This is a genomic window from Amycolatopsis sp. NPDC003865 (genome assembly GCF_053605345.1).
Genome location: NZ_JBSGJA010000003.1, coordinates 381,301 through 405,290, shown reverse-complemented (window position 1 = coordinate 405,290; position 23,990 = coordinate 381,301). Strand labels below are relative to the sequence as shown.

19 protein-coding genes are annotated in these 23,990 nt (G+C 68.4%); 1 reads left to right on the top strand and 18 read right to left on the bottom strand.

Translation table 11 applies throughout. The features are described 5' to 3' along the window. Positions 1–97: 97 nt before the first annotated feature. From ACWEVP_RS10565 to rplJ, 16 genes are all read right to left on the bottom strand, one after another. On the bottom strand, positions 98–4,009 hold the full coding sequence (locus tag ACWEVP_RS10565; protein WP_452062319.1) for a DNA-directed RNA polymerase subunit beta': 3,912 nt from the start codon (positions 4,007–4,009) through the stop codon (positions 98–100). Positions 4,010–4,102: 93 nt separating this feature from the next. Beyond that, positions 4,103–7,603 (bottom strand): DNA-directed RNA polymerase subunit beta, encoded by a 3,501-nt coding sequence (gene rpoB, locus ACWEVP_RS10560; RefSeq protein ID WP_452062318.1) that lies wholly within the window; start codon positions 7,601–7,603, stop codon positions 4,103–4,105. A gap of 667 nt (positions 7,604–8,270) precedes the next feature. Further along, positions 8,271–9,239: a hypothetical protein gene (locus ACWEVP_RS10555; RefSeq protein ID WP_452062477.1), complete on the bottom strand. Its 969-nt coding sequence runs from the start codon at positions 9,237–9,239 to the stop codon at positions 8,271–8,273. 86 nt (positions 9,240–9,325) lie between these two features. Further along, positions 9,326–9,907, bottom strand: coding sequence for a hypothetical protein (locus ACWEVP_RS10550; protein ID WP_452062317.1), 582 nt, complete (start codon positions 9,905–9,907; stop codon positions 9,326–9,328). A gap of 36 nt (positions 9,908–9,943) precedes the next feature. Beyond that, complete coding sequence (locus tag ACWEVP_RS10545) at positions 9,944–11,209, bottom strand: MCE family protein (protein WP_452062316.1); 1,266 nt, start codon at positions 11,207–11,209, stop codon at positions 9,944–9,946. Next, positions 11,209–12,387: an MCE family protein gene (locus tag ACWEVP_RS10540; protein ID WP_452062315.1), complete on the bottom strand. Its 1,179-nt coding sequence runs from the start codon at positions 12,385–12,387 to the stop codon at positions 11,209–11,211. Before ACWEVP_RS10540 ends, ACWEVP_RS10545 begins: the two co-directional genes overlap by 1 nt. After that, positions 12,384–13,568, bottom strand: coding sequence for an MCE family protein (locus ACWEVP_RS10535; protein WP_452062314.1), 1,185 nt, complete (start codon positions 13,566–13,568; stop codon positions 12,384–12,386). The genes ACWEVP_RS10540 and ACWEVP_RS10535 overlap by 4 nt, the downstream gene beginning before the upstream one ends. Continuing rightward, on the bottom strand, positions 13,565–14,551 hold the full coding sequence (locus ACWEVP_RS10530; RefSeq protein WP_452062313.1) for an MCE family protein: 987 nt from the start codon (positions 14,549–14,551) through the stop codon (positions 13,565–13,567). The genes ACWEVP_RS10535 and ACWEVP_RS10530 overlap by 4 nt, the downstream gene beginning before the upstream one ends. After that, a complete protein-coding gene (locus tag ACWEVP_RS10525) occupies positions 14,548–15,576 on the bottom strand; it encodes an MCE family protein (RefSeq protein ID WP_452062312.1) in 1,029 nt (342 codons plus the stop codon). The genes ACWEVP_RS10530 and ACWEVP_RS10525 overlap by 4 nt, the downstream gene beginning before the upstream one ends. Next, the gene (locus ACWEVP_RS10520; protein WP_452062311.1) at positions 15,573–16,898 is read right to left on the bottom strand and encodes an MCE family protein; all 1,326 of its coding nucleotides are present in this window, start codon (positions 16,896–16,898) and stop codon (positions 15,573–15,575) included. Before ACWEVP_RS10520 ends, ACWEVP_RS10525 begins: the two co-directional genes overlap by 4 nt. Further along, positions 16,895–17,731 carry an MlaE family ABC transporter permease gene (locus ACWEVP_RS10515; protein ID WP_003060266.1) on the bottom strand — a complete coding sequence of 279 codons (837 nt, stop codon included), beginning with the start codon at positions 17,729–17,731 and terminating at the stop codon, positions 16,895–16,897. The genes ACWEVP_RS10520 and ACWEVP_RS10515 overlap by 4 nt, the downstream gene beginning before the upstream one ends. A gap of 4 nt (positions 17,732–17,735) precedes the next feature. Next, positions 17,736–18,488, bottom strand: coding sequence for an MlaE family ABC transporter permease (locus tag ACWEVP_RS10510; RefSeq protein ID WP_086675527.1), 753 nt, complete (start codon positions 18,486–18,488; stop codon positions 17,736–17,738). A gap of 38 nt (positions 18,489–18,526) precedes the next feature. Then, positions 18,527–19,720 (bottom strand): ABC transporter ATP-binding protein, encoded by a 1,194-nt coding sequence (locus ACWEVP_RS10505; RefSeq protein WP_452062310.1) that lies wholly within the window; start codon positions 19,718–19,720, stop codon positions 18,527–18,529. Between the two features lie 286 nt (positions 19,721–20,006). Continuing rightward, entirely contained in the window at positions 20,007–20,144 is a 138-nt protein-coding gene (locus ACWEVP_RS10500) for a hypothetical protein (protein WP_452062309.1), read from the bottom strand. A 101-nt stretch (positions 20,145–20,245) separates the two neighbouring features. Further along, a complete protein-coding gene (gene rplL, locus ACWEVP_RS10495) occupies positions 20,246–20,632 on the bottom strand; it encodes a 50S ribosomal protein L7/L12 (protein ID WP_436392906.1) in 387 nt (128 codons plus the stop codon). Between the two features lie 50 nt (positions 20,633–20,682). After that, positions 20,683–21,237, bottom strand: a complete 555-nt coding sequence (rplJ, locus tag ACWEVP_RS10490) for a 50S ribosomal protein L10 (protein ID WP_125310035.1) — start codon at positions 21,235–21,237, stop codon at positions 20,683–20,685. Between the two features lie 285 nt (positions 21,238–21,522). Between rplJ and ACWEVP_RS10485 the strand changes: the two genes are divergently transcribed. After that, a complete protein-coding gene (locus ACWEVP_RS10485; protein ID WP_452062308.1) occupies positions 21,523–22,368 on the top strand; it encodes a hypothetical protein in 846 nt (281 codons plus the stop codon). A 1-nt stretch (position 22,369) separates the two neighbouring features. Here the strand turns inward: ACWEVP_RS10485 and ACWEVP_RS10480 are convergent, their stop codons facing one another. Together ACWEVP_RS10480 and rplA are read right to left on the bottom strand one after the other, a co-directional pair. Then, positions 22,370–23,149 (bottom strand): alpha/beta fold hydrolase, encoded by a 780-nt coding sequence (locus ACWEVP_RS10480; RefSeq protein WP_452062307.1) that lies wholly within the window; start codon positions 23,147–23,149, stop codon positions 22,370–22,372. 70 nt (positions 23,150–23,219) lie between these two features. Beyond that, positions 23,220–23,939 (bottom strand): 50S ribosomal protein L1, encoded by a 720-nt coding sequence (rplA, locus tag ACWEVP_RS10475; RefSeq protein WP_452062306.1) that lies wholly within the window; start codon positions 23,937–23,939, stop codon positions 23,220–23,222. Positions 23,940–23,990: the final 51 nt, after the last annotated feature.

Here is a 23,990-nt window from a genome sequence, read left to right as displayed (position 1 = left end):
ACTCTAGCGACATTCCGGGCTGGTGGAGGTGACATTTCCAAAACGGGAAAGGCCCCCGCCGGGAAACCCGGCAGGGGCCTTTCTCAATGACTCAGCTTCAGCGGAAGTCGCGGCCGAAGTCGTAGTCGTCCAGCGGAACCGCGGCACCGGTACCCGTACCGAACACGTCCGGGGTGTAGTAGCCGTCGTCGTAGGACGGGATCGCGTACGCCGCGACCCGGGCCTCCTCGGTCGGCTGCACCTGGATGTTGCGGTACTTGTTGATGCCCGTACCGGCCGGGATCAGCTTACCGATGATCACGTTCTCCTTGAGGCCGACGAGCTTGTCCGAGCGGCCGTTGATCGCCGCGTCGGTCAGGACTCGCGTGGTCTCCTGGAACGACGCCGCCGACAGCCACGAGTCCGTGGTGAGCGACGCCTTCGTGATGCCCATCAGCACCGGACGACCCGAAGCCGGCTCGCCGCCCTCGGCGACCGCGGCCCGGTTCGTCGCCTCGAACTTGGTCCGCTCGGGCAGCTCGCCCGGCAGGAAGTCCGTGGCACCGGAGTCGATGATCGTCACCCGGCGCAGCATCTGCCGGACGATGACCTCGATGTGCTTGTCGTGGATCGACACACCCTGCGCCCGGTACACCTTCTGGACCTCGTCCGTCAGGTGCATCTGCGCCTCGCGCGGCCCCATGACCCGCAGGACCTCGTGCGGGTCCGGCGTGCCCTCGAGCAGCTGCTGACCGACGTTGACGTGGTCGCCGTCGCCCAGCGGGCCGTTCGGGGTGTTCGCGAGCCGCTGACGCTTGGACAGCTTGTCGAAGACGATCTCTTCGCCGCCGTCGTCCGGGATCAGCGTGATCTTCCAGAACCGCTCGCTCTCCTCGATGCGCACGCGGCCATCGACGTCGGCGATCGGCGCCTTGCCCTTCGGGACCCGAGCCTCGAAGAGCTCCTGGACACGGGGCAGACCGGTCGTGATGTCGTCACCGGCGACACCACCCTGGTGGAACGTACGCATCGTCAGCTGCGTACCGGGCTCACCGATCGACTGGGCCGCGACGATACCCACGGCCTCGCCGACGTCGACCAGCTGACCGGTCGCCATCGAGCGGCCGTAGCAGGTCGCGCAGATGCCGACGGCCGACTCGCAGGTCAGCACCGAGCGGACCTTGACCTTCGAGATGCCGCTGGAGAGCAGCTTCTCGATGGCCGGGTCGCCGATGTCGTCGCCCGCGTTCAGCACGACGTTGCCCTTGGCGTCCACCGCGTCCGTCGCGAGGTTCCGCGCGTAGACCGAGGTCTCGACGTGCTGGTCGCGCAGGACCTTGCCGTCGCCGATGTCCTCGCCGATCGGCATCATGATGCCGCGGGTGGTGCCGCAGTCGATCTCGCGGACGATGACGTCCTGCGAGACGTCCACCAGACGCCGGGTCAGGTAACCCGAGTCGGCGGTCCGGAGCGCCGTGTCCGCCAGGCCCTTCCGGGCACCGTGCGTCGCGATGAAGTACTCCGCCACCGACAGGCCTTCACGGAAGTTGGCCTTGATCGGACGCGGAATGTACTCACCCTTCGGGTTCGACACCAGGCCACGCATGCCGGCCAGCGACCGGACCTGCGTCATGTTGCCCGCCGCGCCCGACTTCACGATCATGGCGATCGGGTTGTCGTCCGGCAGCGCCGTCTCCATGATCTTGTGGACCTCTTCGGTGGCCTGCGTCCACACCTTGACGAGCTCGTTGTTGCGCTCGGTGTGCGACAGCTGACCACGCTGGTAGCGCTTCTCCACCTGGGAGGCCTTGCCCTCGTACTCGTCGAGGATGGCGGCCTTGCCCACCGGGGTGAGCACGTCCGAGATGGCGACGGTGACGCCCGAGCGGGTCGCCCAGTAGAACCCGGCGTCCTTCAGGCGGTCCAGGGTCTGCGCGACCTGGGTCATCGAGTACCGCTCGGCGAGGTCGTTCACGATCGCGGCCTGACGCTTCTTCGGCATCGGCTCGTTGATGAACGGGTAGTCCGCCGGCAGCAGCTCGTTGAACAGCACGCGGCCCAGGGTCGTCTCGGCCAGCCACGCCTTGCCCGGCTCCCAGCCCTTCTCCGCCAGCGCCGCTTCGTCGGCCTTCGCCGGCTGACGGTCGGTGATGCGGATCTTGATCGGGGCGTGCAGGCCCAGCGCCTTGCGGTCGAAGGCCATGATGGCCTCGGCCGGCGACGAGTACGCGTTGCCCGCGCCCTCGGCCTCCTCGTTCAGCCGGGTCAGGTGGAACAGACCCGTGACCATGTCCAGCCGCGGCATGGCGAGCGGACGGCCCGACGCCGGCGACAGGATGTTGTTCGCCGACAGCATCAGGATCCGGGCCTCGGCCTGCGCCTCGGCCGACAGCGGCAGGTGCACCGCCATCTGGTCACCGTCGAAGTCCGCGTTGAACGCCTCGCAGACCAGCGGGTGCAGCTGGATGGCCTTGCCCTCGACCAGCTGCGGCTCGAAGGCCTGGATGCCGAGGCGGTGCAGCGTCGGCGCGCGGTTCAGCATCACCGGGTGGCCGGTGATGACCTCTTCCAGCACGTCCCACACCTGCGGCCGCGAGCGCTCCACCATCCGCTTGGCGGACTTGATGTTCTGCGCGTGGTTCAGGTCGACCAGCCGCTTCATGACGAACGGCTTGAACAGCTCGAGCGCCATGTCCTTCGGCAGACCGCACTGGTGCAGCTTCAGCTGCGGGCCCACGATGATGACCGAACGGCCCGAGTAGTCGACGCGCTTGCCGAGCAGGTTCTGGCGGAACCGGCCCTGCTTGCCCTTGAGGAGGTCGGACAGCGACTTCAGCGGCCGGTTGCCCGGGCCGGTGACCGGACGCCCGCGGCGGCCGTTGTCGAACAGCGCGTCGACGGCCTCCTGCAGCATCCGCTTCTCGTTGTTGACGATGATCTCGGGCGCGCCGAGGTCGATCAGCCGCTTGAGGCGGTTGTTCCGGTTGATCACCCGGCGGTACAGGTCGTTCAGGTCGGAGGTCGCGAAGCGGCCACCGTCCAGCTGCACCATCGGGCGCAGGTCCGGCGGGATGACCGGGACGGCGTCGAGCACCATGCCGCGCGGGTCGTTGCCGGTGGCCTGGAACGCCGCGACGACCTTCAGCCGCTTCAGCGCGCGGAGCTTCTTCTGCCCCTTGCCGTTGCGGATGGTGTCGCGCAGGCTCTCGGCCTCCGCGGCGACGTCGAACTCGGTGGCCAGCTTCTGGATGGCCTCCGCGCCCATGCCGCCGGTGAAGTACTCGCCGTAGCGGTCGACGAGCTCGCGGTAGAGCAGCTCGTCGGCGATCAGCTGGCGGGTGTCGAGCTTCGTGAAGGTCGTCCAGACCTCCTCGAGGCGGTCCAGCTCGCGACCGGCGCGGTCACGCAGCTGGCGCATCTCGCGCTCGCCGCCCTCCTTGACCTTGCGGCGGACGTCGGACTTGGCGCCCTCCGCCTCCAGCTCGGCCAGGTCGGCTTCCAGCTTCTGCGCGCGGGCCTCGATGTCCGCGTCACGCTTGGTCTCGAGGTTCTTGCGCTCGACGCCGATCTCGTTCTCGAGGGTCGGCAGGTCGTTGTGGCGCAGCTCCGTGTTCACGCCGGTGATGACGTAAGCAGCGAAGTAGATGATCTTCTCGAGGTCCTTCGGCGCCAGGTCCAGCAGGTAGCCGAGGCGCGAGGGAACACCCTTGAAGTACCAGATGTGGGTGACGGGGGCGGCCAGCTCGATGTGGCCCATCCGCTCGCGGCGCACCTTGGCGCGGGTCACCTCGACGCCGCAGCGCTCACAGATGATGCCCTTGAAGCGGACGCGCTTGTACTTGCCGCAGTAGCACTCCCAGTCCCGGGTCGGGCCGAAGATCTTCTCGCAGAAGAGGCCGTCCTTCTCGGGCTTGAGCGTCCGGTAGTTGATGGTCTCCGGCTTCTTGACCTCGCCGTACGACCACTGACGGATGTCGTCGGCCGTGGCGAGACCAATGCGGAGCTCATCGAAGAAGTTGACGTCCAGCACGTCTAGATCCCCTTGGGGTTGTTTCGGCTAGAAGAGGGGGCGGGCGGGCGAGCGAGGGGCCTGCGGGAGGCCGGCCCCTCGCTCAGCTCGCGATCAGTGCACGACGTCGTCCACCGAGGGCGACTCGTTGCGGGACAGGTTGATGCCGAGGTTGGCCGCGGCGCGCTCGAGGTCCTCGTCGTCGGAGTCGCGCATCTCGATCGCCGCGCCGTCGCTGGAGAGCACCTCGACGTTGAGGCACAGCGACTGGAGCTCCTTGAGGAGCACCTTGAACGACTCCGGGATGCCCGGCTCGGGGATGTTCTCCCCCTTGACGATGGCCTCGTACACCTTGACGCGGCCGACCACGTCGTCCGACTTGATCGTCAGCAGCTCCTGCAGCGTGTAGGCGGCGCCGTACGCCTGCATCGCCCAGCACTCCATCTCACCGAAGCGCTGGCCACCGAACTGCGCCTTACCACCCAGCGGCTGCTGCGTGATCATCGAGTACGGACCGGTGGAGCGGGCGTGGATCTTGTCGTCGACCAGGTGGTGCAGCTTCAGGATGTACATGTAGCCGACCGACACCGGGTACGGGTACGGCTCGCCGGAGCGGCCGTCGAACAGCGTGGCCTTGCCGTTCTCCTTGACCATGCGCTCGCCGTCGCGGTTCGGCTTGGTCGCCCCGAGCAGCCCGGTGAGTTCCTCTTCCTTCGCGCCGTCGAACACCGGGGTGGCGGTGTTCGTGCCGGGCGCGACGTCGTAGAGCTCCTCGGACAGGTTCTTCGCCCAGTCCGGGTTGCCTTCGATCGTCCAGCCCTGCGACGCCAGCCAGCCCAGGTGCAGCTCGAGGATCTGGCCGATGTTCATCCGTCGCGGCACACCGTGGGTGTTCAGGATGATGTCGACGGGCGTGCCGTCCTCCATGAACGGCATGTCCTCGACCGGCAGGATCTTGCCGATGACACCCTTGTTCCCGTGCCGGCCGGCGAGCTTGTCGCCCGGCTGGATCTTCCGCTTCTGGGCCACGTAGACGCGGACCAGCTCGTTGACGCCCGGGGGCAGCTCGTCGTCGTCCTCGCGCGAGAACACGCGGATGCCGATGACCTTGCCGGTCTCGCCGTGCGGCACCTTCAGCGAGGTGTCGCGGACCTCACGGGCCTTCTCGCCGAAGATCGCGCGGAGCAGGCGCTCCTCCGGGGTCAGCTCGGTCTCGCCCTTCGGCGTGACCTTGCCGACCAGGATGTCGCCGTCGCGGACCTCGGCACCGATCCGGATGATGCCGCGCTCGTCGAGGTCGGCCAGGACCTCCTCGGAGACGTTCGGGATGTCCCGGGTGATCTCCTCGGCGCCCAGCTTGGTGTCGCGGGCGTCGATCTCGTGCTCCTCGATGTGGATCGACGTCAGCACGTCGTCCTGCACCAGGCGCTCGGAGAGGATGATCGCGTCCTCGTAGTTGTGGCCCTCCCACGGCATGACCGCGACGAGCAGGTTCTTGCCGAGCGCCATCTCACCGTTCTCGGTGGACGGGCCGTCGGCGATGACCTGACCCTGCTCGACCCGGTCGCCCTCGTTGACGATCGGGCGGTGGTTGAAGCAGGTGCCGTGGTTCGAGCGGCGGAACTTGTACAGCCCGTAGCTCTTCCGCGTGCCGTCGTCGTGCATGATCGTGATCAGGTCCGCCGAGAGCTCCTCGACGATGCCGGCCTGCTCGGCGACGAGCACGTCACCGGCGTCGACCGCGGCGCGCAGCTCCACACCCGTGCCCACGTACGGGGCCTGGTTGCGCAGCAGCGGCACGGCCTGGCGCTGCATGTTCGCACCCATCAGGGCGCGGTTCGCGTCGTCGTGCTCGAGGAACGGGATCATCGCCGTCGCGACCGAGACCATCTGCCGCGGCGAGACGTCCATGTAGTCGATGTCGAGCGGGTCGATCAGCTCGACCTCGCCACCCTTGCGGCGGGCCATGACCCGGTCTTCGAGGAAGGTGCCGTCGTCGGAGATCGGCGCGTTGGCCTGGGCCTTGACGTACCGGTCCTCTTCGTCCGCGGTCAGGTAGTCGACCTGGTCGGTGACCCGGCCCTCGACGACCTTGCGGTACGGCGTCTCGATGAAGCCGAACGGGTTGACCCGCGCGTAGGAGCAGAGCGAGCCGATCAGGCCGATGTTCGGGCCTTCCGGCGTCTCGATCGGGCACATCCGGCCGTAGTGCGACGGGTGGACGTCCCGGACCTCCATGCCGGCGCGCTCACGGGACAGACCACCCGGGCCGAGGGCCGACAGACGACGCTTGTGCGTCAGGCCCGACAGCGGGTTGTTCTGGTCCATGAACTGCGACAGCTGCGAGGTGCCGAAGAACTCCTTGATCGCCGCGCCGATCGGGCGGATGTTGATCAGGGTCTGCGGCGTGATCGCCTCGACGTCCTGCGTCGTCATGCGCTCGCGCACGACGCGCTCGGTGCGGGAGAGGCCGACCCGGATCTGGTTCTGGATCAGCTCGCCGACCGTGCGCAGGCGCCGGTTGCCGAAGTGGTCGATGTCGTCGGTCTCGACCGGCACCTCGAGCTCGCCCTCGCCCATCTTGTCCTCGCCGGCGTGCAGCCGGACCAGGTACTCGATGGTCGTGACGATGTCCTCTTCGGTCAGCGTCCCGGTGTCGTACGGCGTGGTCAGGCCGAGCTTCTTGTTCAGCTTGTACCGGCCGACCTTCGCCAGGTCGTAGCGCTTCGCCTTGAAGAACAGGTTCTCCAGCAGGGTCTGCGCGCTCTCCTTCGTGGGCGGCTCGCCCGGGCGCAGCTTGCGGTAGATGTCGAGCAGCGCCTCGTCGGTGCCGGCGGTGTGGTCCTTCTCGAGGGTGGCCAGCAGCGTCTCCGAGAAGGAGAAGCGCTCGCGGATCGCCTCGGTGGTCCAGCCCAGCGCCTTCAGCAGCACGGTGACCGGCTGGCGGCGCTTGCGGTCGATGCGCACGCCGACGGTGTCGCGCTTGTCGACGTCGAACTCGAGCCAGGCACCCCGGCTCGGGATCACGCGGACGCTGAAGACGTCCTTGTCGGTCGTCTTGTCGACGTCCTTCGAGTAGTAGACGCCCGGCGAGCGGACCAGCTGGGACACGACGACACGCTCGGTGCCGTTGATGATGAACGTGCCCTTGTCGGTCATGACCGGGAAGTCGCCCAGGAAGACCGTCTGGCTCTTGATCTCGCCCGTGTTGTTGTTGACGAACTCGGCCGTCACGAACAGCGGGGCGGCGTAGGTCATGTCCTTGTCCTTGCACTCCTCGATCGAGGCCTTGACCTCGTCGAAGCGCGGAGCGGAGAAGGACAGGGACATCGAACCGGAGAAGTCCTCGATCGGGGAGATCTCGTTGAGGACCTCTTCGAGGCCGCCGACCGGGTTTTCTTCACCTTCTTCGACACGGCGTTCGAACCACGCTTCGTCCCCGGTGAACCACTGGAACGACTGGATCTGGACGTCGAGCAGGTTGGGGGTGCTGAGGGGTTCGCGAATCTTTGCGAAGGAAACCCGCTTGGGCGCGCCGGGGATTCCCGTGGACTCCGAGCGAGATTCAGCCGAGGTGGTCGCAGCAGTGGCCTGGTTCGCGGGAGAGACTGCCAAGATGCGTCCTTCCGGGGACAATGAGCGGTGGCAGCCGCCATAGCAACAGCTATGAGTGACTGTCAAGGGTGCCGTGTGCCCACTATCCTAACTACCGGCTCCGGGCAGCCTGAAAGAGGGCAGCGCAAAGAGGCAGTCTAGCCCGAACGGCGCGGTCTGTCCAGGGGGCGCTCCCGATGGGGCCCAGCCTGCCTCGCGACGTCTTCAGGTATGCCTCCAGGCGAGCCGGTTGTCCCTCCCGCAAGGGCCGCCGGTTTCGCCGTCGGGAGTAAGCGTGAACCCACCGGGCCCGAGAGTCAAGATGCCACACGGGGGTCCCGCCGGTTGGCGCAGCGTTGGAGAAGGTCAGCGGAGCGTGAGCGGCCGAATAGTCTTCCAGTTACCCGCCGGTAGCGCCAGTAATAGGGGTTGGACCTGGGCGTTTCCCGCGTTTCAGGGTCGAGTCCGGGTGTGTTTCAGGCCACTTCGGACGGGACCGGTTCCGCCGTTGGCGGCGTGTCGCGCGGGTTTTCGGTAACCGGTCGGGCGGTGCCCCGGTGGCCTCAGGTGCCCCAGCCGCCCCACGGCTCGTGAGGCCGCCGGAACGGCTCTCCGGGCGCCCGTGGTCCGGTGGGCGCCGCCGGTCGCCGAGCCGCGCGAAGAGGCCCGGATACGACGACGGCCCGCGCTACTTCGTCGGCGAGGGGGACGCCGGAGCCGAGGACGGCGCCTGGGTGGCCGCCGGGACCTTGGGCGCGTTGTAGGTGTCCATGTCCGTGATCTTCCACTTGTCCCCCTGCAGCTGGGCGTTCAAGTGGAGCTGGGCGGTCCCCGCCGTCGTCTTCTTCGTGTCCGTGCGGGTCGAGGTCTGGTCGACGAAGACCATCACCTTCGCCAGGTCGCCGTTGAGCATGATCACCGCCGCGCGCGTCACCTTGCACGTCACGATCATCTTCTGGGCCGGCGCCAGCCGCTTCACCTCGCCCATCAGCGAGTTGTACTTGTTCTTGACGTCGTCGTTGGCGAGCAGGTCGTTCGCCGCGTCCTCGGTCTTCTTGATGTTGTTGAAGTCGTAGGAGAACAGCGCCTCGGCCGCCTTGGACACCGCGTCCTTGACCTGGGCCGTCTTCGCGACGTCGAGCAGGGCCGTGTTGCTGGTCGCGTCGGCGACCTTGACCTCCTCGGACTTGAACCAGAACGCCAGCCCGCCCAGGATCAGCGCCACCAGCACCAGCGCGCCCGCGACCACGTACGGCTTCTGGACCCGCGAAGCCGTCGCGGGCTCGGCCGGTTCGTCGGAGGCGACCGGGACCTCGGACTCCTCCGTCGGCTTCGCGATGCCCGTGTCGCGCTTCTTCCGCCGCGGCGCCGGCTTGGCCGGGGCCTCCTCATCGGCCTGCTCGGCTTCCGGCTCGCCGGTGAGCGCGTCGACCTGCGGCTCCTCCTCGGTGCCGACCGCCGCGAACACCTGCGTGTCCTCGGCCGACGCCGTCTCGAGCTGCCCGCTGTCGGCCTCGAACGGCTCGGCGGGCTTGGCGGCCGGCCGCGGCGCCGGACGGGGTGCCGGGCGCGGCCGCGGCTTGGCCGGGACCGCGGGGAGCTGGCCGGTCCGCTCGGCGGCGGACTCGTCCGTCGACGGCTTGCGCAGACCGGCCACGCGCGGCCGGCGCGACGGCGGGGTGCTGCTGCTGCGAGGCGGCTGGCGGCGGGAGGGGGGCACTACAAGCTCCTTAAGAGGTGACGCTACTGGCCGGCCGCGACGAGCGGGACGCTGTCGATGCCGGACAGCTTCCACTCGTCGCCGACGCGGGTCATCGACACCTCGAGGCGCAGCGGCTTCGCGCTGCTCTTGTCGCCCTGGGTGACGGTCGTGGCGATGGCGGCGAGGAAGCTGGCCTTGCCTTCGTGGTCGTCCAGCTCCTCGACGGCGATGTCCTGGACGTCGGTGACGACCTTCGTCTTGGCGTCGGCGAGCGCCTTGCGGAACGTCGGCGCCGACTGGTCGATCTGCTGCGACATCTTGTCGTCCGAAACCGACTTCTGCCGGGCGAAGAACCCGTCGAGGTCCTGGTAGTCGACCTCGGTGTAGGCCTTCAGCGCGTTGGTGCCCGCCTTGACCACGGCCTCGCGCGACGCCGCCAGGCCGGCGTTGTCGTCGTTCGCGGCCACCCACCACTGGACGCCGAAGATCGCCGCCGCGATCAGCGCGGCCAGCGCCAGCGCCGCGGCGCCGAGCACCAGGATCCGCGAGGACGGCTCCTGGGCCGCCGGAGCACCGGCGGGCTCCTCGTCCACCGCCACGGCGGCCGGCTCGTCCGAACTCATAGCACTCCAGGGTAGGTAACGGTCATCAAATCCACGTCAGGCGAGCCCGAGCAGCGAACCCAGGCTGTTCAGGCTGACGCCGGGGCTGCCGACGATGCCCGGCACGCCCCGCGTGTCGCGCTCGTTCGCCAGTTCCTCCGCCGGCCGGTTCGCGTTGGCCGCGACGTCGGCGTCGGACGGGGCGACCGGCACTCCGCCGTACGGCGCGTTCTGCGCGCCGCGGACGTTGATCGGGCTGCCCTTCGGCTCGGCACAGTACGCGTCTTCCTTCGCCGGCTTCGCCGAGAGGTCGTTGCCGGTGCGGTACTGCGAGTACGGCAGGTAGCCCTTGGTGCACGACGGCGGGTTGAACAGGTTGAGCACCAGGCCGAGGTGCGCGGTGCCGTCGCCGGGCGCCACGCTGCTCGCCGCGCCGGCCAGCGCCGGGTAGGTGACCAGGCCCTGCTCGATGCCGTCGAGCCGGGTCACGGTCAGGTTGGCCGTGGTCAGCAGGTTCGCCGTCAGGGCGCCCAGGCCCGGGCCGGACTCCTGCAGCACCTGGCTGATCTGCGTCGCCACCTGCGGCGTGATGCCGATGAGCTTGCGCAGGTCGCCGTCGGAGTTCTTCAGGGTGCCGGTCAGCTCGTTGAGGCTCTTGCTGAACGACGCGAAGTTCGCCGCCTGGTCGTTCTGCGTGTCCAGGACCTTGCCGCCCTGGTCGAGCAGCTGGATCGTCTGCGGCAGGTACTCCTGCGCGGTCGTGGTGAAGCTGCGCGCGGTGTCCAGCAGTTTCTGCAGGTCTCCGCCGGTGCCGCGGAAGGCGTCGTAGGACTCGTCGACGACCGTGCGCAGCGAGTCGACCGGGACCGACGCCGCGAGCGAGTCGAGGTCGCCGATCAGCCGCTCGGTGCTCACCGGGGTGGTCGCCTTGCTCGCCGGGATGACCGAGCCGCCCGCCAGGTACGGGCCCTTGTCGGCCTTGGGCCGCAGGTCGACGTACTGCTCGCCGACCGCCGAGCGGTTGGCGACGACGGCGTCGAGGTCGGCGGGCACCTGCGGCGCCGACGGGTCGATGTTCAGGTCGGCCTCGAGCCCGGTCGGGGTCAGCCGCATCTCCCCGACCCGGCCGATGTTGTAGCCGCGGTAGGTGACTTCGGCGTTGGTGAAGATGCCGCCCGATTCGTTGAGCTGCAGCTTGACCGTGTAGCCGTCGTTGCCGAAGACGCTGCCGAGCCCGGCGAACCGGATCAGCGCGTACACGATCGCGACGATCGAAATGACCGCGAAGGCGATCAGCTGGATCTTCGTCCGGCGGATCAGCATCAGCCAGCACCTCCCGACAGCAGCCCGAAGAGATTGCCGAGGCCCGGCTGCGCCTGCCCGGACTGCGCGGACCCGCTCTCCCCCGGGATCGGCAGCGGCGGGTTGCCCGAGGCACCCTCGGTCCCGCCCGTCAGGCCCTGCAGCGGGAGCACGCCGGAAAGGGCGTTCTGGCGGCTGTTGCCCAGGTTCTCGACGACCGTCTTCAGGTTCAGGTCCACCTTCGCGTACAGGTTGAAGTAATCGCCCTTGACGCCGTTGACGGCCTGGTCGCTGAACGGGAACGTCAGCAGGATCTGCAGCGCCCTCGGCAGGTCGTTGCCCGCCTCGCCGAGCTTCTGCAGCGTCGGCGTCAGCGCCTTGAGGTCGGCGACGAGGTCCTTCTGCGACCGGTTCACCGTGTCGGTGGCGACGCCGGAGAGGTGGTCCAGTGCCTGCAGCATCGTGACCAGCTGGCCGCGCTGCTGCTCCAGCACGCCGAGGCCGGGCCCGAGGTTGTCGACCGCGCCGACCAGCTTGTCCTTCTGGCCGTTCAGGGTCGAGGACAGCCGGTTCAGCCCGTCGATCGCCCGGGTGATGTTGCGCGACTGCTGGTCGAGGTTCGTGACCAGCTGGTTCGCGTTGTCCAGCAGCGCCTTGATGTCCGGCTCGCGGCCCGACGTGGCGTTGTTGAGCTCCTTGGTGATGGTGTTGAGCTGGTCGACCCCACCGCCGTTGAGCAGCAGCGACAGCGCGCCGAGCAGCTCTTCGACCTCGACGCTGCGGTTCGTCCTGGCCAGCGGGATGGTCGCGTTGTCGGCGAGCTTGCCCTGGGCCTGGTCGTCGCCGGGCGAGGCCAGCTCGACGTACTTCTCGCCGAGCAGGCTGGACTGCTTCACGTTGGCGATCGCGTTGGCCGGCAGCTTGATGTCGCCGTTGACCTTCAGCGTCACCAGCGCGTGCCAGCCGTCCTTGGTGAGGCCGACGTTCTCGACCCGGCCGACCGGCACCTCGTCGACCTTCACCCCGGCCTGCGGGGTCAGGTCGAGCACGTCCCGGAACTCGACGTTCACCGTGTACGGGTGGTCGCCGAGGTCGGCGCCGCCCGGCAGTGGCAGGTCGTAGATGCCCTTGAAGGCGCAGCCGGACAGCACCAGCGCGGACGCGGTGGCCAGCGCTCCGACGGTCAGCAGCTTCTTCACTGGCCACCTCCCGAGCCGTAGAGCTGCCCGGCGATGGGCAGCGGGAGCGGCGGCAGCTTGCCCGCCTGCAGCGCCTGGACGGTCTGCGCCACCGAAGGCAGCGGCACCAGCCCGTCGACGACGCCGGCGATGCCCTCGCACGCGTTGCCCAGCGCGTCCAGCGCGTCCGGGGTCTGCTTGAGCAGCCGGCAGATCATCACCAGCGGCGGCTGGGTCAGCTCGTTGAGGTTCGGCCGGGCGTCGAGCGTGCCGGACGAGCCGTTGTAGGTGTTGACCAGGTTGCTCAGGCCGACCGGCGCGACGTCCAGGATCTCGGCGAGCGAGCTGCGCTGGTCGACGAGCACCTTGGTGATCCCGGCCAGCTTGTCCACGTTGGACTTGAGCCGCTCGTGGTTCTGGTCGATGAACGACTGCACCGAGGTGAGCGTGGTGCCCAGCTGCTGCACGGTCGCGGCCAGGTTGTCCTTTTCGGACGCCAGGTAGCCGCTGACGTCGGCGAGCTGGCTCTCGAAGCCGCGGACCTGCTTGTCGGAGTCGGCCAGCGTCTGGGAGAACTTCCCGAGGTTCTCGACCGTGGAGAACAGGTCGTCCTTGTTGCCGGCCAGCGTCCCGGCCGCCTGGCCGAGCTTGGTGATCGTGTCGTGCAGCGCCTGGCCGTTGCCGTCGACGTTGGCCGCCGCGGTGTTCAGCAGGTTCGACAGCGACCCTTCCTTGTTGACGCCGTTCGGGCCGAGGGTCTCGCTGACCTTGGCCAGGCTGGCCGCCAGCTGGTCGACCTCGAGGGGCACCTCGGTGCGGTCGAGGCCGATGACCGCGCCGTCGGAGATCCGCGGGCCGCCGGTGTAGGCCGGGGCGAGCTGGACGTAGCGGTCGGACACCAGCGACGGCGCCACGATGAGCGCCTTGGCGTCGGCCGGGACGGCGACCGAGCGGTCGTACTCGAACTCGACCTTCACCTGGTTGCCCATGGGCTGGATCTTGGTGACCGTGCCCATGTCGACGCCGAGCATCCGCACGCTGTTGCCCTCGTACAGGCCGACGGCGCCGGCGAAGTACGCGGTCAGGTGGTTGCGGCCGGCGTCCTTGAGGGTCCACCAGATCCCGCCGGCGACGACGAGCGCGAGGACGATCGCGATGGTGAAGCCCCGGGTCAGGGCCTGGCCGAAGCGGGTGTCACTCATTTCGTGTAGCACCCCTCTTCGTTGATCGGGCCCATCGAGGGCAGCAGCAGACCGCAGATGTAGTTGTCGAACCAGCGCCCGTTGCCGATGGTGTTGGTGAAGACGCGGATGAACGGCGCGAACTTCTTGATCCCGTCGGCCAGGGAGTCCTGGTTGCGCTGCAGCATCGAGGTCAGCTGGTCCAGCGACGTGAGCACCGGGTCGAGCTGCTTGTCGTTGTCGTCGATCAGGCCCTGCAGCTGCGTCGCCAGCTCGCGGGAGCCGTTGAGCAGCGACGTGATCGCGTCTTCGCGCTTGGACAGCTCGTCGAGCAGCTTGTTGCCGTCGGTGAGCAGCTTCTGCACCTCGGCGTCGCGGTCGACCAGGGTCTGCGACACCTCGCGGGTGTTGGCGAGCAGGTTGGACAGCTGCTCGTCGCGCGAGGCGATCGTGTCCGACAGCTTCGAGAGGCCGGACAGCGCGCCCTTCACGTCCTGCGGCGTGTTGGCGAAGGTCTGCGAGATCGTGTCGAAGCTCTGCGCCAGCTGCTTGGTGTCGATGTTGTCGACCGTCTGCGAGAGCCCGCGGAACGCGTCGAGCACGTCGTAGGGGGCCATCGTGCGGTCGCGCGGGATCGCGGTGCCCGGGTTCAGCGAGCCCTCGCCCTGCGGATCGAGCGACAGGTACTTCTGGCCGAGCAGCGTCTTGATCTTGATCGCGGCGCTGGTGCGGTCGCCCAGCCAGGCGTCCTTGACCTTGAACGACACCTTGACCGACGCGCCGTCGAGCTCGATGTCGCTGACCTTGCCGACCTTGACGCCGGCGACCCGGACGTCGTTGTCCTTCTGCAGCCCGGAGGCCTCGCTGAACTCGGCGGAGTACGTGGTGCCGCCGCCGATGACCGGCAGGTCGTCGGAGTTCAGCGCGGCGATGAAACCGAGCGCCAGTACGGCGATGCCGACCAGCGCGATCGGGACGGGATTGCGCTTCTGGAAGGACTTCATCCCTTGCACCTCTCCCGGTTCGCCGGCAGCAGGGGCAGCGGGACGTCGTTGATCAGTGGGGGCAAGCTGACGCTCCCGGAGAACTCGCAGGCGTAGAAGTTGAACCAGGAGCCGTAGTCCGCGGTGCGGGTCAGCGTGCTCACCTTGGTCGGCAGGAACTGGATGAAGTGCTCCAGCTCCGGCTCGTTCTTGTTGAGCTGGTCCGTGAGGTTCCCGAGGGCGCTGATGTCGTTCTTCAGCGGCTCCCGGACGTCGCCCAGCAGGCCGGACGTCGTTTCGGCGAGGTTGCCGAGGCTCTCGATCGCGTCGCCGATCGGCTTGCGGTCGGCGGCGAGGCCCGAGGTCAGCTGCTGCAGCTTGACGATGAGGTCGTTCAGCTGCGGCGTGTGCGCGTTGACCGTGTCGAGCACCGAGTTGAGGTTGTCGATGACCTCGCCGATGACCTGGTCCTTGTTCGCGATCGTGGTGGCCAGCGACGCCGTGTGCGACAGCAGGCTTTCCACGGTGCCGCCCTCGCCCTGCAGGACCTGGATGACCTCGTAGGACAGCTTGTTGACGTCGTCCGGGTTGAGCGCGGTGAACAGCGGCTTGAAGCCGTTGAACAGCTCGGTCAGGTCCAGCGCGGGTGTGGTGCGGTCCAGCGGGATGGTGCCGCCGGGCTGCAGGGTCTTGCCCCCGCTGTTCTCCCCCTCGCCGAGGGAGACGTAGCGCTGGCCGACCAGGTTGCGGAACTTGATCTGCGCGGTCACCCCGGCCGGCAGCGTGCGGCCGGCGTCGACCTCGAACTCGACCTCGGCCTGGCGCTTGTCGACGATCTTGACGTCCTTGACCTGCCCGACGCGGACGCCGGCGATGCGGACGTCGTCGTTGGGCAGCAGCAGCGTCGCGTCGGTGAAGCGGGCCTTGTAGGCGTTGGTGCTGGTGGTGTTGATGTTGGCGATGCTGATCCCGAGGATCGTGGTGAACAGCACGGTGACCACCACGAAGACGCCGAGCTTGATCAGCGGCGCGAGCAGGCCTCTCACTTGACCGTCACCTCCGCGCCCCGGTACAGCGGGCCGACGAGCAGCGCGCTCCAGCTGGGGACGTCCGCCGAGTTCATGCCCAGCTGCGGGCCGAGCAGGTCCGCCAGGAAGCCCTGTTCCGCCGTCGAGTAGGCCAGGTCGCCGCCGCCCGCGCCGTTGCCGGCCGCGTCGGCCTTGAACTTGGCCGGGTTGAGGCCCTCACCGACGGTCTTCGGCGCGGCCTGGTGCTTGGTGCCGTCCTTGAACGCGCCGTCCGGCGGCTCGGACGGGAACGGCTTCGGGATGTCCTTCATGTCGTAGCACCGCGGGCCGCGCTTGTCCTCGAACCGCGGCTCCTCCTTGCCCGCTTCGTACGGCGCGCGCGGCACGATGATCTCGATCGTCGCGTGCAGGCCGGGCTGGTCGGTGCCCTTGCCGAGCGCCTGGTCGATCAGCGGCACGTTCTGGGCCATCTGGGAGATCACGCAGGGGTACTCCGGCGCGTACTTCGCCAGCAGCTCGGCCGTCGGCCGGGCGGTGTCGGCGAGGGAGATGATGTTCTCCTTGTTGTTCTGCAGGAACGTCTGCAGGTCCATCGACGCGGTCGTCAGGCTGCCGTAGAGGTTCGACAGGTTCTGCCGCTCGTCGACCACGGTCCGGGTCGTCGTGCTCAGGTTGTCGAGGCTCTGCACCAGGTCCGGCGCGGCGTCCTTGAGGTGGTCGGAGAACTCCGCGAGCGCCTTGAGGTTGTGCTGCAGCTCCGGCTCGTGCGGGTTCAGCTCGCCGATGTAGGTGCCCAGCTGCGACAGCGTGTCGCCGAGCTGGTCGCCGCGGCCGGACAGCGCCGTGGAGATCGCGGTGAGCGTCGCCGACAGCTTCTGCGGCTGCACCGCCTGCAGGACCGGCATCAGGTGGGCGAACGCCTGCTCCAGCTCGACGGCGCTCGACGTGCGGTCCTGCGGGATGACGTCACCGCTGGCGATCGTCTTCGCCGACGGGTCCTTCGGGATCTCCAGCGAGACGAACCGCTCGCCGAAGAGCGTCTTCGGCAGGAACCGCGCCGAGACGTTCTCCGGGATCAGCTTCGCCGACTCCGGCTTGAGCGCGAGCGTGAGCTCCGCGCCGTGGTCGGTGGCGACGATGTCCTGGACGGACCCGACGATCAGCCCGCGCACCTTGACGTCGGACTGCTTGATCAGCTGGTTGCCGATCTTGTCGGCCTGCAGCTTGACCGTGACGACCGGCGTGAACGCCTTGTCGTAGAGCGCGATGGACAGCGCCACCCCGCCGACCATCACGGCGATGAGCAGCAGGCCGAGCAGCCTGCGTCGGAGCGTCCTCATCCCGCGATCCTTACCGTGACGTCGGTTCCCCAGATGGCGAACCCGATGAAGAAGTTCATGATCGACACCGTGACGATGGAGAGGCGCACGGCCTTGCCGACCGCGACGCCGACGCCGGCGGGGCCGCCGGTCGCGCGGTAGCCGAAGTAGCAGTGCGACAGGATGATCAAGACGCTGAACAGCAGCACCTTGATGAACGAATACAGCACGTCCTGCGGTGGCAGGAACAGGTCGAAGTAGTGGTCGTAGGTACCGGCCGACTGGTTGTAGATGTAGATGACGACCAGCCGGGACGCGAGGTACGAGCTGAGCAGGCCGATGATGTAGAGCGGGATGACCGCGACGAACCCGGCGATGATCCGCGTCGTCACCAGGTACGGCAGGCTCGGCACGCCCATGACTTCCAGGGCGTCGATCTCCTCGGAGATCCGCATGGCGCCGAGCTGGGCGGTGAACCCGGCGCCGACCGTGGCGCTCAGGGCGAGGCCGGCGACCAGCGGCGCGATCTCGCGGGTGTTGAAGAACGCGGTCAGGAAGCCGGTGAAGGCCGACGTCCCGATCGAGTTCAGCGCCGAGTAGCCCTGGAGGCCGACGAGGACACCGGTGAACAGCGTCAGGCCGACCATCACGCCGACCGTGCCGCCGATGACCGCCAGCGAGCCGGACCCGAAGCTCACCTCGGCGAGCAGCCGGAGGACTTCCTTCGTGTAGCGGCGCAGGGTTCGCGGCGTCCACAGCAGCGCGCGGCCGTAGAACGACATCTGGTCACCGAGGGTGTCCAGCGTCTGGAGAGGACGGTTGGCGACGCGTTTCGCGCCCTGGAGGAACGTCATGGCGCTAGTCCAGCTTTCCGGGCACGATCTGCAGGTAGATCAGGGTGATCACGAAGTTCACGACGAAGAGCATGAGGAACGTGATGACCACCGACTGGTTCACCGCGTCCCCGACGCCCTTCGGGCCGCCGGAGGGGTTCAGGCCCCGGTAGGACGCGACGACGGCGGCGATGAACCCGAAGATCAGCGCCTTGAGCTCACCGACCCAGAGGTCGGGCAGCTGCGCGAGGGCGGAGAAGCTCGCCAGGTACGCACCCGGCGTCCCGCCCTGCAGCACGACGTTGAAGAAGTAGCCGCCCAGCACGCCGATGACGCTGACCATGCCGTTGAGCAGCAGCGCGACCAGCATCATCGCGAGGGTGCGCGGCACGATCAGCCGCTGCACCGCGGAGACGCCGAGCACCTCCATCGCGGCGATCTCTTCGCGGATGGTCCGGGCACCGATATCAGCACAGACGGCGGAGCCGCCCGCGCCCGCCACCAGCAGCGCGGTGACCAGCGGGCTGGCCTGCTGCACGGTGGCGAGCACGGAGCCCGCGCCGGTGTAGGACTGCGCGCCCAGCTGGCGGGCGAGCGAACCGAACTGCAGCGAGATGACCGCGCCGAACGGGATGGCCACCAGGGCCGTCGGCAGGATGGTCACGCTCGCGATGAACCACGACTGCTGGATGAACTCCCGCAGCTGGAACGGGCGCTGGAACAGGCCGCGGATGATGTCCAGGCCGAGAGCGAACAGGTTCCCGGTCTCGCGGAGCATGCCGATCCCGGGGATCTTCGCCTGTGATGCGGGAGAGCTCACCGGCCACCTGGCCCGTTGTTCGGTGGCATGCGGTGCGAGCCGGATCTCGGGGGCTGGCCGCCGGGGATCCGCGCGACCTGGTCGGCGGGCAGCTGGCCGTGGTGCTGGTTCGGCACGCCGTCGCCCTGCCGGGCGCCGGCCGGGACCTGCTGCTGTTGCTGCTGCTGGGCGTGCGCGACCTGCCGCGGGCTGACGCCGTAGTGGCGCTGCTCCTCGGGGCTCAGGGAGGCGATGATGCTCTGCTGCGCCGCGTCCGGGAGGCGGTGCATGATCTCCATGACCCGGTCCTTGCGGCGGACCGCGCCCATCCGGGTCGGCACGCCCGGCGTCGGCTGCATCTGCGGCGGCACGCCGGAGACGTCCTCGACCCCGCCCGCGTGGTGGCCGGCGTCGAACATCGCCTGCTCGGCCGCCATCTGGGCGCTGTCCTTCTCCTCGGACATGCCGATCGGGCCCTGCATCTTGCCGTTGAGGAACTGCTTGACGACCGGCTCCTCGCTGGTCAGCAGCACCTCGCGCGGGCCGAACATGACCAGTTCCTTGCGGAAGAGCATGCCCAGGTTGTCCGGGACCGTGCGGGCCAGGTTGATGTTGTGCGTGACGATCAGGAAGGTCGCGTCGATCTGCGCGTTGACGTCGAGGAACAGCTGCGAGATGTAGGTGGTGCGGACCGGGTCGAGGCCCGAGTCCGGCTCGTCGACCAGGATGATCTCCGGGTCGAGCACCAGGGCGCGGGCGAGGCCGGCGCGCTTGCGCATACCGCCGGAGATCTCGCCGGGGAGCTTCTTGTCGGCGCCGTTCAGACCGGTCATGTCGAGCTTCTCGAGAACGATCCGGCGGATTTCCGTCTCGGACTTCTTCGTGTGCTCGCGCAGCGGGAAGGCGACGTTGTCGTAGAGGTTCATCGAGCCGAACAGCGCGCCGTCCTGGAAGAGGACGCCGAAGAGCTTCCGGATCTCGTAGAGCTTGTGCTCGGAGCAGGTGACGATGTCGACGCCGTTGATCACGCACCGGCCGCGGTCGGGCTTGAGCAGCCCGATCATCGACTTGAGGAACACCGACTTGCCGGTTCCCGACGGTCCGAGCATCGCCGACACCTCGCCCGGGGGCAGCGTCAGCGTGACGTCCCGCCAGATGGCCTGCTTACCGAAGGACTTGGTCAGGCCTTCGATGACCACCTCGGCACCCATCGCACCTCCAGGAGCTGTTCCGCGTCATTGCGCCCGCTGCCACACCCATGCCGCCCCATGTCGGCGGCGGGTGCGGGCTGTGCCGCACGAACCCGCGTCAACCAGGTGCAACGAGCTGAGTGCGAACAGGTTACTCACCAGTTTTCTTTTCTGGCCAGCCCTGGACCCAACGTCATCCCGCCGTGATCGGCATCGGGAGGCACGGTAGCCCATTCGGGGCAACGACGCAGATCTCCGATGCCCGGAACCCACGATTTAGGGACCCGGGGCTATTCGGACAGCACTCCTAGGGGATCAGCGCGAAGGCGGCGACGACCAGCAGGAACACCATGGGCGCCACGACGGCGGGCAGGGAGAGCGTGAGGAGGGGCTTGCGGTCGGTCAGCTGCTGCGCGAGGAGCTCGATGTGCTCGGGGTCGGTCATGGTCGTCAGATCGTTCCGGGACGCGCCGGTGCAACAAACGGAAACGGGCGGGCACCCGGTGGGGTGCCCGCCCGTTCGCGGTGGCGCTTGCGCGCCGGAAATCACTTGATGGAGATCTTGGCGCCCGCGGCCTCGAGCTTCTCCTTGGCGGCCTCGGCGGCCTCCTTGTCGACCTTCTCCAGGAGGGCCTTGGGAGCGGCCTCGACCAGCTCCTTGGCCTCCTTCAGGCCCAGGCCCGAGACGACCTCGCGGACGACCTTGATGACCTGGATCTTCTTGTCGCCGGCGCCCTCGAGGACGACGTCGAACTCGTCCTGCTCCTCGGCGGCGGCGGCCGGGGCGGCACCCGGGGCGGCAGCGGCGACGGCGACCGGCGCGGCGGCGGTCACGTCGAAGACCTCTTCGAACTCCTTCACGAACTCGGAGAGCTCGAGGAGGGTGAGCTCCTTGAAGGCGTCGATCAGCTCGGCGGTGCTCAGCTTCGCCATGATGGCTTCCTCTCAGAAAAAACGAACTGGACGTTCGGGGGTGGGGTGGTTCAGCTCTCGGCGGGTGCTTCGGCTGCTTCGGTACCGGCGGCGTTGCGCTGCTTCTCCTCCAGCGCGGCAGCCAGGCGGGCGACCTGGGACGCCGGCGCCTGGAACAGCGCGGCGGCCTGGGACAGCTTCGCCTTGAACGCGCCCGCCGCCTTGGCGAGCAGGACCTCACGGCTGTCGAGATCGGCGATCCGGTTGATCTCGTCCACGGACAGCGCTTTGCCGTCCATGTAGCCGCCCTTGATCACAAGCGCGTTGTTGTCCTTCGCGAAGTCGCGAAGCGCCTTGGCGGCGTCGACCGCTTCACCCTCGACGAAGGCGATGGCGGTGGCACCGACGAAAAGGTCTTCGAGCCCCGTGACGCCCGCGTCTTCGGCGGCGCGCTTGACGAGGGTGTTCTTCGCGACCCGGTACTTGGCACTGGTGCCGAGAGCGCGGCGCAGCTGGGACAGCTGGGACACGGAGAGGCCGGTGTACTGGGTAACGACGGTGGCCGAGCTGTTGCGGAAGCTCTCCGCGATCTCGGCGACGGCCGCCACCTTGTCGGGCTTCGCCATGGTCGCCTCCTCTCTTGGCTAGTGTTTCCACTGGCATCGAGGAGTCCTGCGAAACGACGAAACGCCCTCGCGCAAGCAGGCGCGGGGCGTTTGGTGATGGGCACGCGTGGGTGCCCTGCCTCGTTCCTCCTGCGCGGGCCGCCCGGCGAGTTGCGGGACCTTCGTTCCCCGTTGAGGCGGGGAAAACCAGCGGTCTTCGGTAGAACCGTTGTCGAGAATACCCTGTCAAGTCGACAAGCCTTCTCCCACCCCCACCTTCGCGGCCGCGTGGGGCATCATGGTGACGTGGCGGAGCAGCGCGATGACGGAAAGCCGGGAGCGGAGATCGAACCGGCGGGCTCCAACGCGCCCGCCCCACAGCCACCGATCGATCCGGCGGACCTCGAGCAGTTCCGCCAGTTCCAGCAGTTCCAGGACTACCTGCGCTTCACCCAGACCCAGCAGGGCAACCAGCCGGCCCCACCACCGGACGCCGGGGTGGTCCAGGCCCCGCCGTCATCGCCCCAGCCCGCGGGCGGCGCCCAGCCCCCGATGATCCCGCCGGGCTACCAGCTGGTCCCGACCGAGCGCCGCCGCGCGCCGCGGTGGTTGAGCTGGCTGGGCAAGAAGGTGATCGCGTGGGTGCTGGCGATCGTGATCCTCGGCGTGGCGGGAACGTGGCTGTACAACCACTTCTTCCCCAACGACTCGGGCAAGACCTCTGCCCAGCTCGCCCAGGAGGGCGGCGGGAAGTACCAGACGAACCACATCCTCTCGACCAGCCCTTACGAAGCCGTCCGCGAGGTCTACGACGCTGTCGCGCAGAACCTCGTCCCGCAGGCGTGCGGGCGGATGGACGAGCCCATCCAGCAGAAGTTCGCCCAGGACCTGGGTTACGCGGACTGCCAGGTCGCGGTGCACGAGCTGAACCGCAAGGTCACCAACAAGAACAAGTACGCCGAGTCGATGCCGTCGTACGTCTCGGAGCCGATCCCGGGTGACCGGTTCACGATCAGCTCGTGCCAGTTCGGTATCGAGGGCGGTCCCGCGCTCGGCGCGTTCACCGTGGCGAAGGTGCCGAAGGGCCAGTGGCTGATCGTCGAGCACACCAACGAACCCACCCCCTGCCCCGCGGCACCGCCGACCAGCTGACTCAGCGAGGCTGCGGCGCGGTCAAAAACGCCACCAGGGCCTCCGAGAACACCGGCGACATCACGGCCGTCATGTGGTCACCCGGGATGCGCACCAACCGCGCCCCCGCGATGGCCGCTGCCAGCCTCTCCGGCTCTGCCGCCAGCAGGTCCTGGTCGCCCGCCAGCACCAGCGTCGGGACGCCGATCGCCGACAGGTTCAGGCTCCCCTCCTGCGACGCCGATGCCAGCGCCACCGCCGCCAGCGCCTGGCGGTCGCCGCCCACCGCGTCGGCCAGCAGGCGGAACGGGACGCCTGAGGGCGGCACCGTCGACGGGTCCTCGGCCAGCAGTGCCGAAGCGATCTCCGCCGGCTTCACCACCCGCAGGTCGACGCCGCCGAAGTCGACGATGCCCGATCCCACTCCGCCCGTCGCCAGCCTGCGGATCCGCTTGTCCGACGCTGTCGCCGCGAGCGCGATGATCGCGCCCATCGAGTAGCCGGCCAGGGACACCTCGTCCAGGGCCAGCTCGTCCAGCAGTGCCGAGATGTCGCGGGCCATGCAGTCGCCCGTGTACGCCGCTTCGTCGTGGGGCTTCTCCGAACGGCCGTGGCCGCGGGCGTCCAGGGAAATGACCGTGAGCCCGGCGGCGCGCAGGGCCGCGACCACGCCGGTGGAGATCCAGTTCGCGTTCGTGTCGGCCGCGAAGCCGTGTTGCAGCAGCACCGGGTGGTGGGCGCCGTCGCCCTCCCACACCGTGTAGTTCAACCGGAGGCCGTCGAACGACGCGAAAGTCGGCATGACCTCCATGAGACATGAAGAAAGGGCGCCCCCGCAGCAAGCGGGAGCGCCCTTTCCGGTGATGTCCGACTCAGACAGCCGCATCCTCGGCGAGGAGGTTGCGGGTCCGCAGCGGGTCGACCGGGATGCCCGGGCCCATCGTCGTGGTGAAGGTGACCTTCTTCAGGTAGCGGCCCTTCGCCGACGACGGCTTGGCGCGGAGGATCTCGTCCAGCGCCGCCGCGTAGTTCTCGACCAGCTTCTCCGTGTCGAAGGAAGCCTTGCCGATCACCAGGTGCAGGTTGGCCTGCTTGTCGACGCGGAAGTTGATCTTACCGCCCTTGATGTCCTTCACGGCCTTCTCGACCGCGGGGGTCACCGTGCCGGTCTTCGGGTTCGGCATCAGGCCACGCGGGCCGAGGATGCGGGCGATGCGGCCCACCTTGGCCATCTGGTCCGGCGTCGCGATCGCGGCGTCGAAGTCGAGCCAGCCACCCTGGATGCGCTCGATCAGTTCGTCGGTGCCGACCGCGTCCGCGCCGGCGGCTTCGGCCTCGGCGGCCTTGTCGCCGACGGCGAAGACGATGACGCGGGCGGTCTTACCGGTGCCGTGCGGCAGGTTCACGGTGCCGCGGACCATCTGGTCGGCCTTGCGGGGGTCCACACCGAGACGCATCGCGACCTCGACGGTCGCGTCCATCTTGGTCTTGGAGGTCTCCTTCGCCAGCTTCGCGGCCTCGAGCGGCGCGTACAGGCGCGCCTTGTCGACGAGTTCCGCAGCCTGGCGGTAAGCCTTGCTGTGCTTGGTCATGCTTCTGTCCTTACTTCAAAAACGGATCAGTGTGGTGTCAGAGCCAGCACT

Coding starts and splice junctions, on each gene's coding strand:
- ACWEVP_RS10550 (WP_452062317.1), bottom strand. CDS start 9,907: ATGAGTTCGGACGAGCCGGCCGCCGTGGCGGTGGACGAGGAGCCCGCC.
- ACWEVP_RS10545 (WP_452062316.1), bottom strand. CDS start 11,209: ATGCTGATCCGCCGGACGAAGATCCAGCTGATCGCCTTCGCGGTCATT.
- ACWEVP_RS10535 (WP_452062314.1), bottom strand. CDS start 13,568: ATGAGTGACACCCGCTTCGGCCAGGCCCTGACCCGGGGCTTCACCATC.
- ACWEVP_RS10530 (WP_452062313.1), bottom strand. CDS start 14,551: ATGAAGTCCTTCCAGAAGCGCAATCCCGTCCCGATCGCGCTGGTCGGC.
- ACWEVP_RS10520 (WP_452062311.1), bottom strand. CDS start 16,898: ATGAGGACGCTCCGACGCAGGCTGCTCGGCCTGCTGCTCATCGCCGTG.
- ACWEVP_RS10515 (WP_003060266.1), bottom strand. CDS start 17,731: ATGACGTTCCTCCAGGGCGCGAAACGCGTCGCCAACCGTCCTCTCCAG.
- ACWEVP_RS10510 (WP_086675527.1), bottom strand. CDS start 18,488: ATGCTCCGCGAGACCGGGAACCTGTTCGCTCTCGGCCTGGACATCATC.
- ACWEVP_RS10505 (WP_452062310.1), bottom strand. CDS start 19,720: ATGGGTGCCGAGGTGGTCATCGAAGGCCTGACCAAGTCCTTCGGTAAG.
- ACWEVP_RS10500 (WP_452062309.1), bottom strand. CDS start 20,144: ATGACCGACCCCGAGCACATCGAGCTCCTCGCGCAGCAGCTGACCGAC.
- rplL (WP_436392906.1), bottom strand. CDS start 20,632: ATGGCGAAGCTGAGCACCGCCGAGCTGATCGACGCCTTCAAGGAGCTC.
- rplJ (WP_125310035.1), bottom strand. CDS start 21,237: ATGGCGAAGCCCGACAAGGTGGCGGCCGTCGCCGAGATCGCGGAGAGC.
- ACWEVP_RS10480 (WP_452062307.1), bottom strand. CDS start 23,149: ATGCCGACTTTCGCGTCGTTCGACGGCCTCCGGTTGAACTACACGGTG.
- rplA (WP_452062306.1), bottom strand. CDS start 23,939: ATGACCAAGCACAGCAAGGCTTACCGCCAGGCTGCGGAACTCGTCGAC.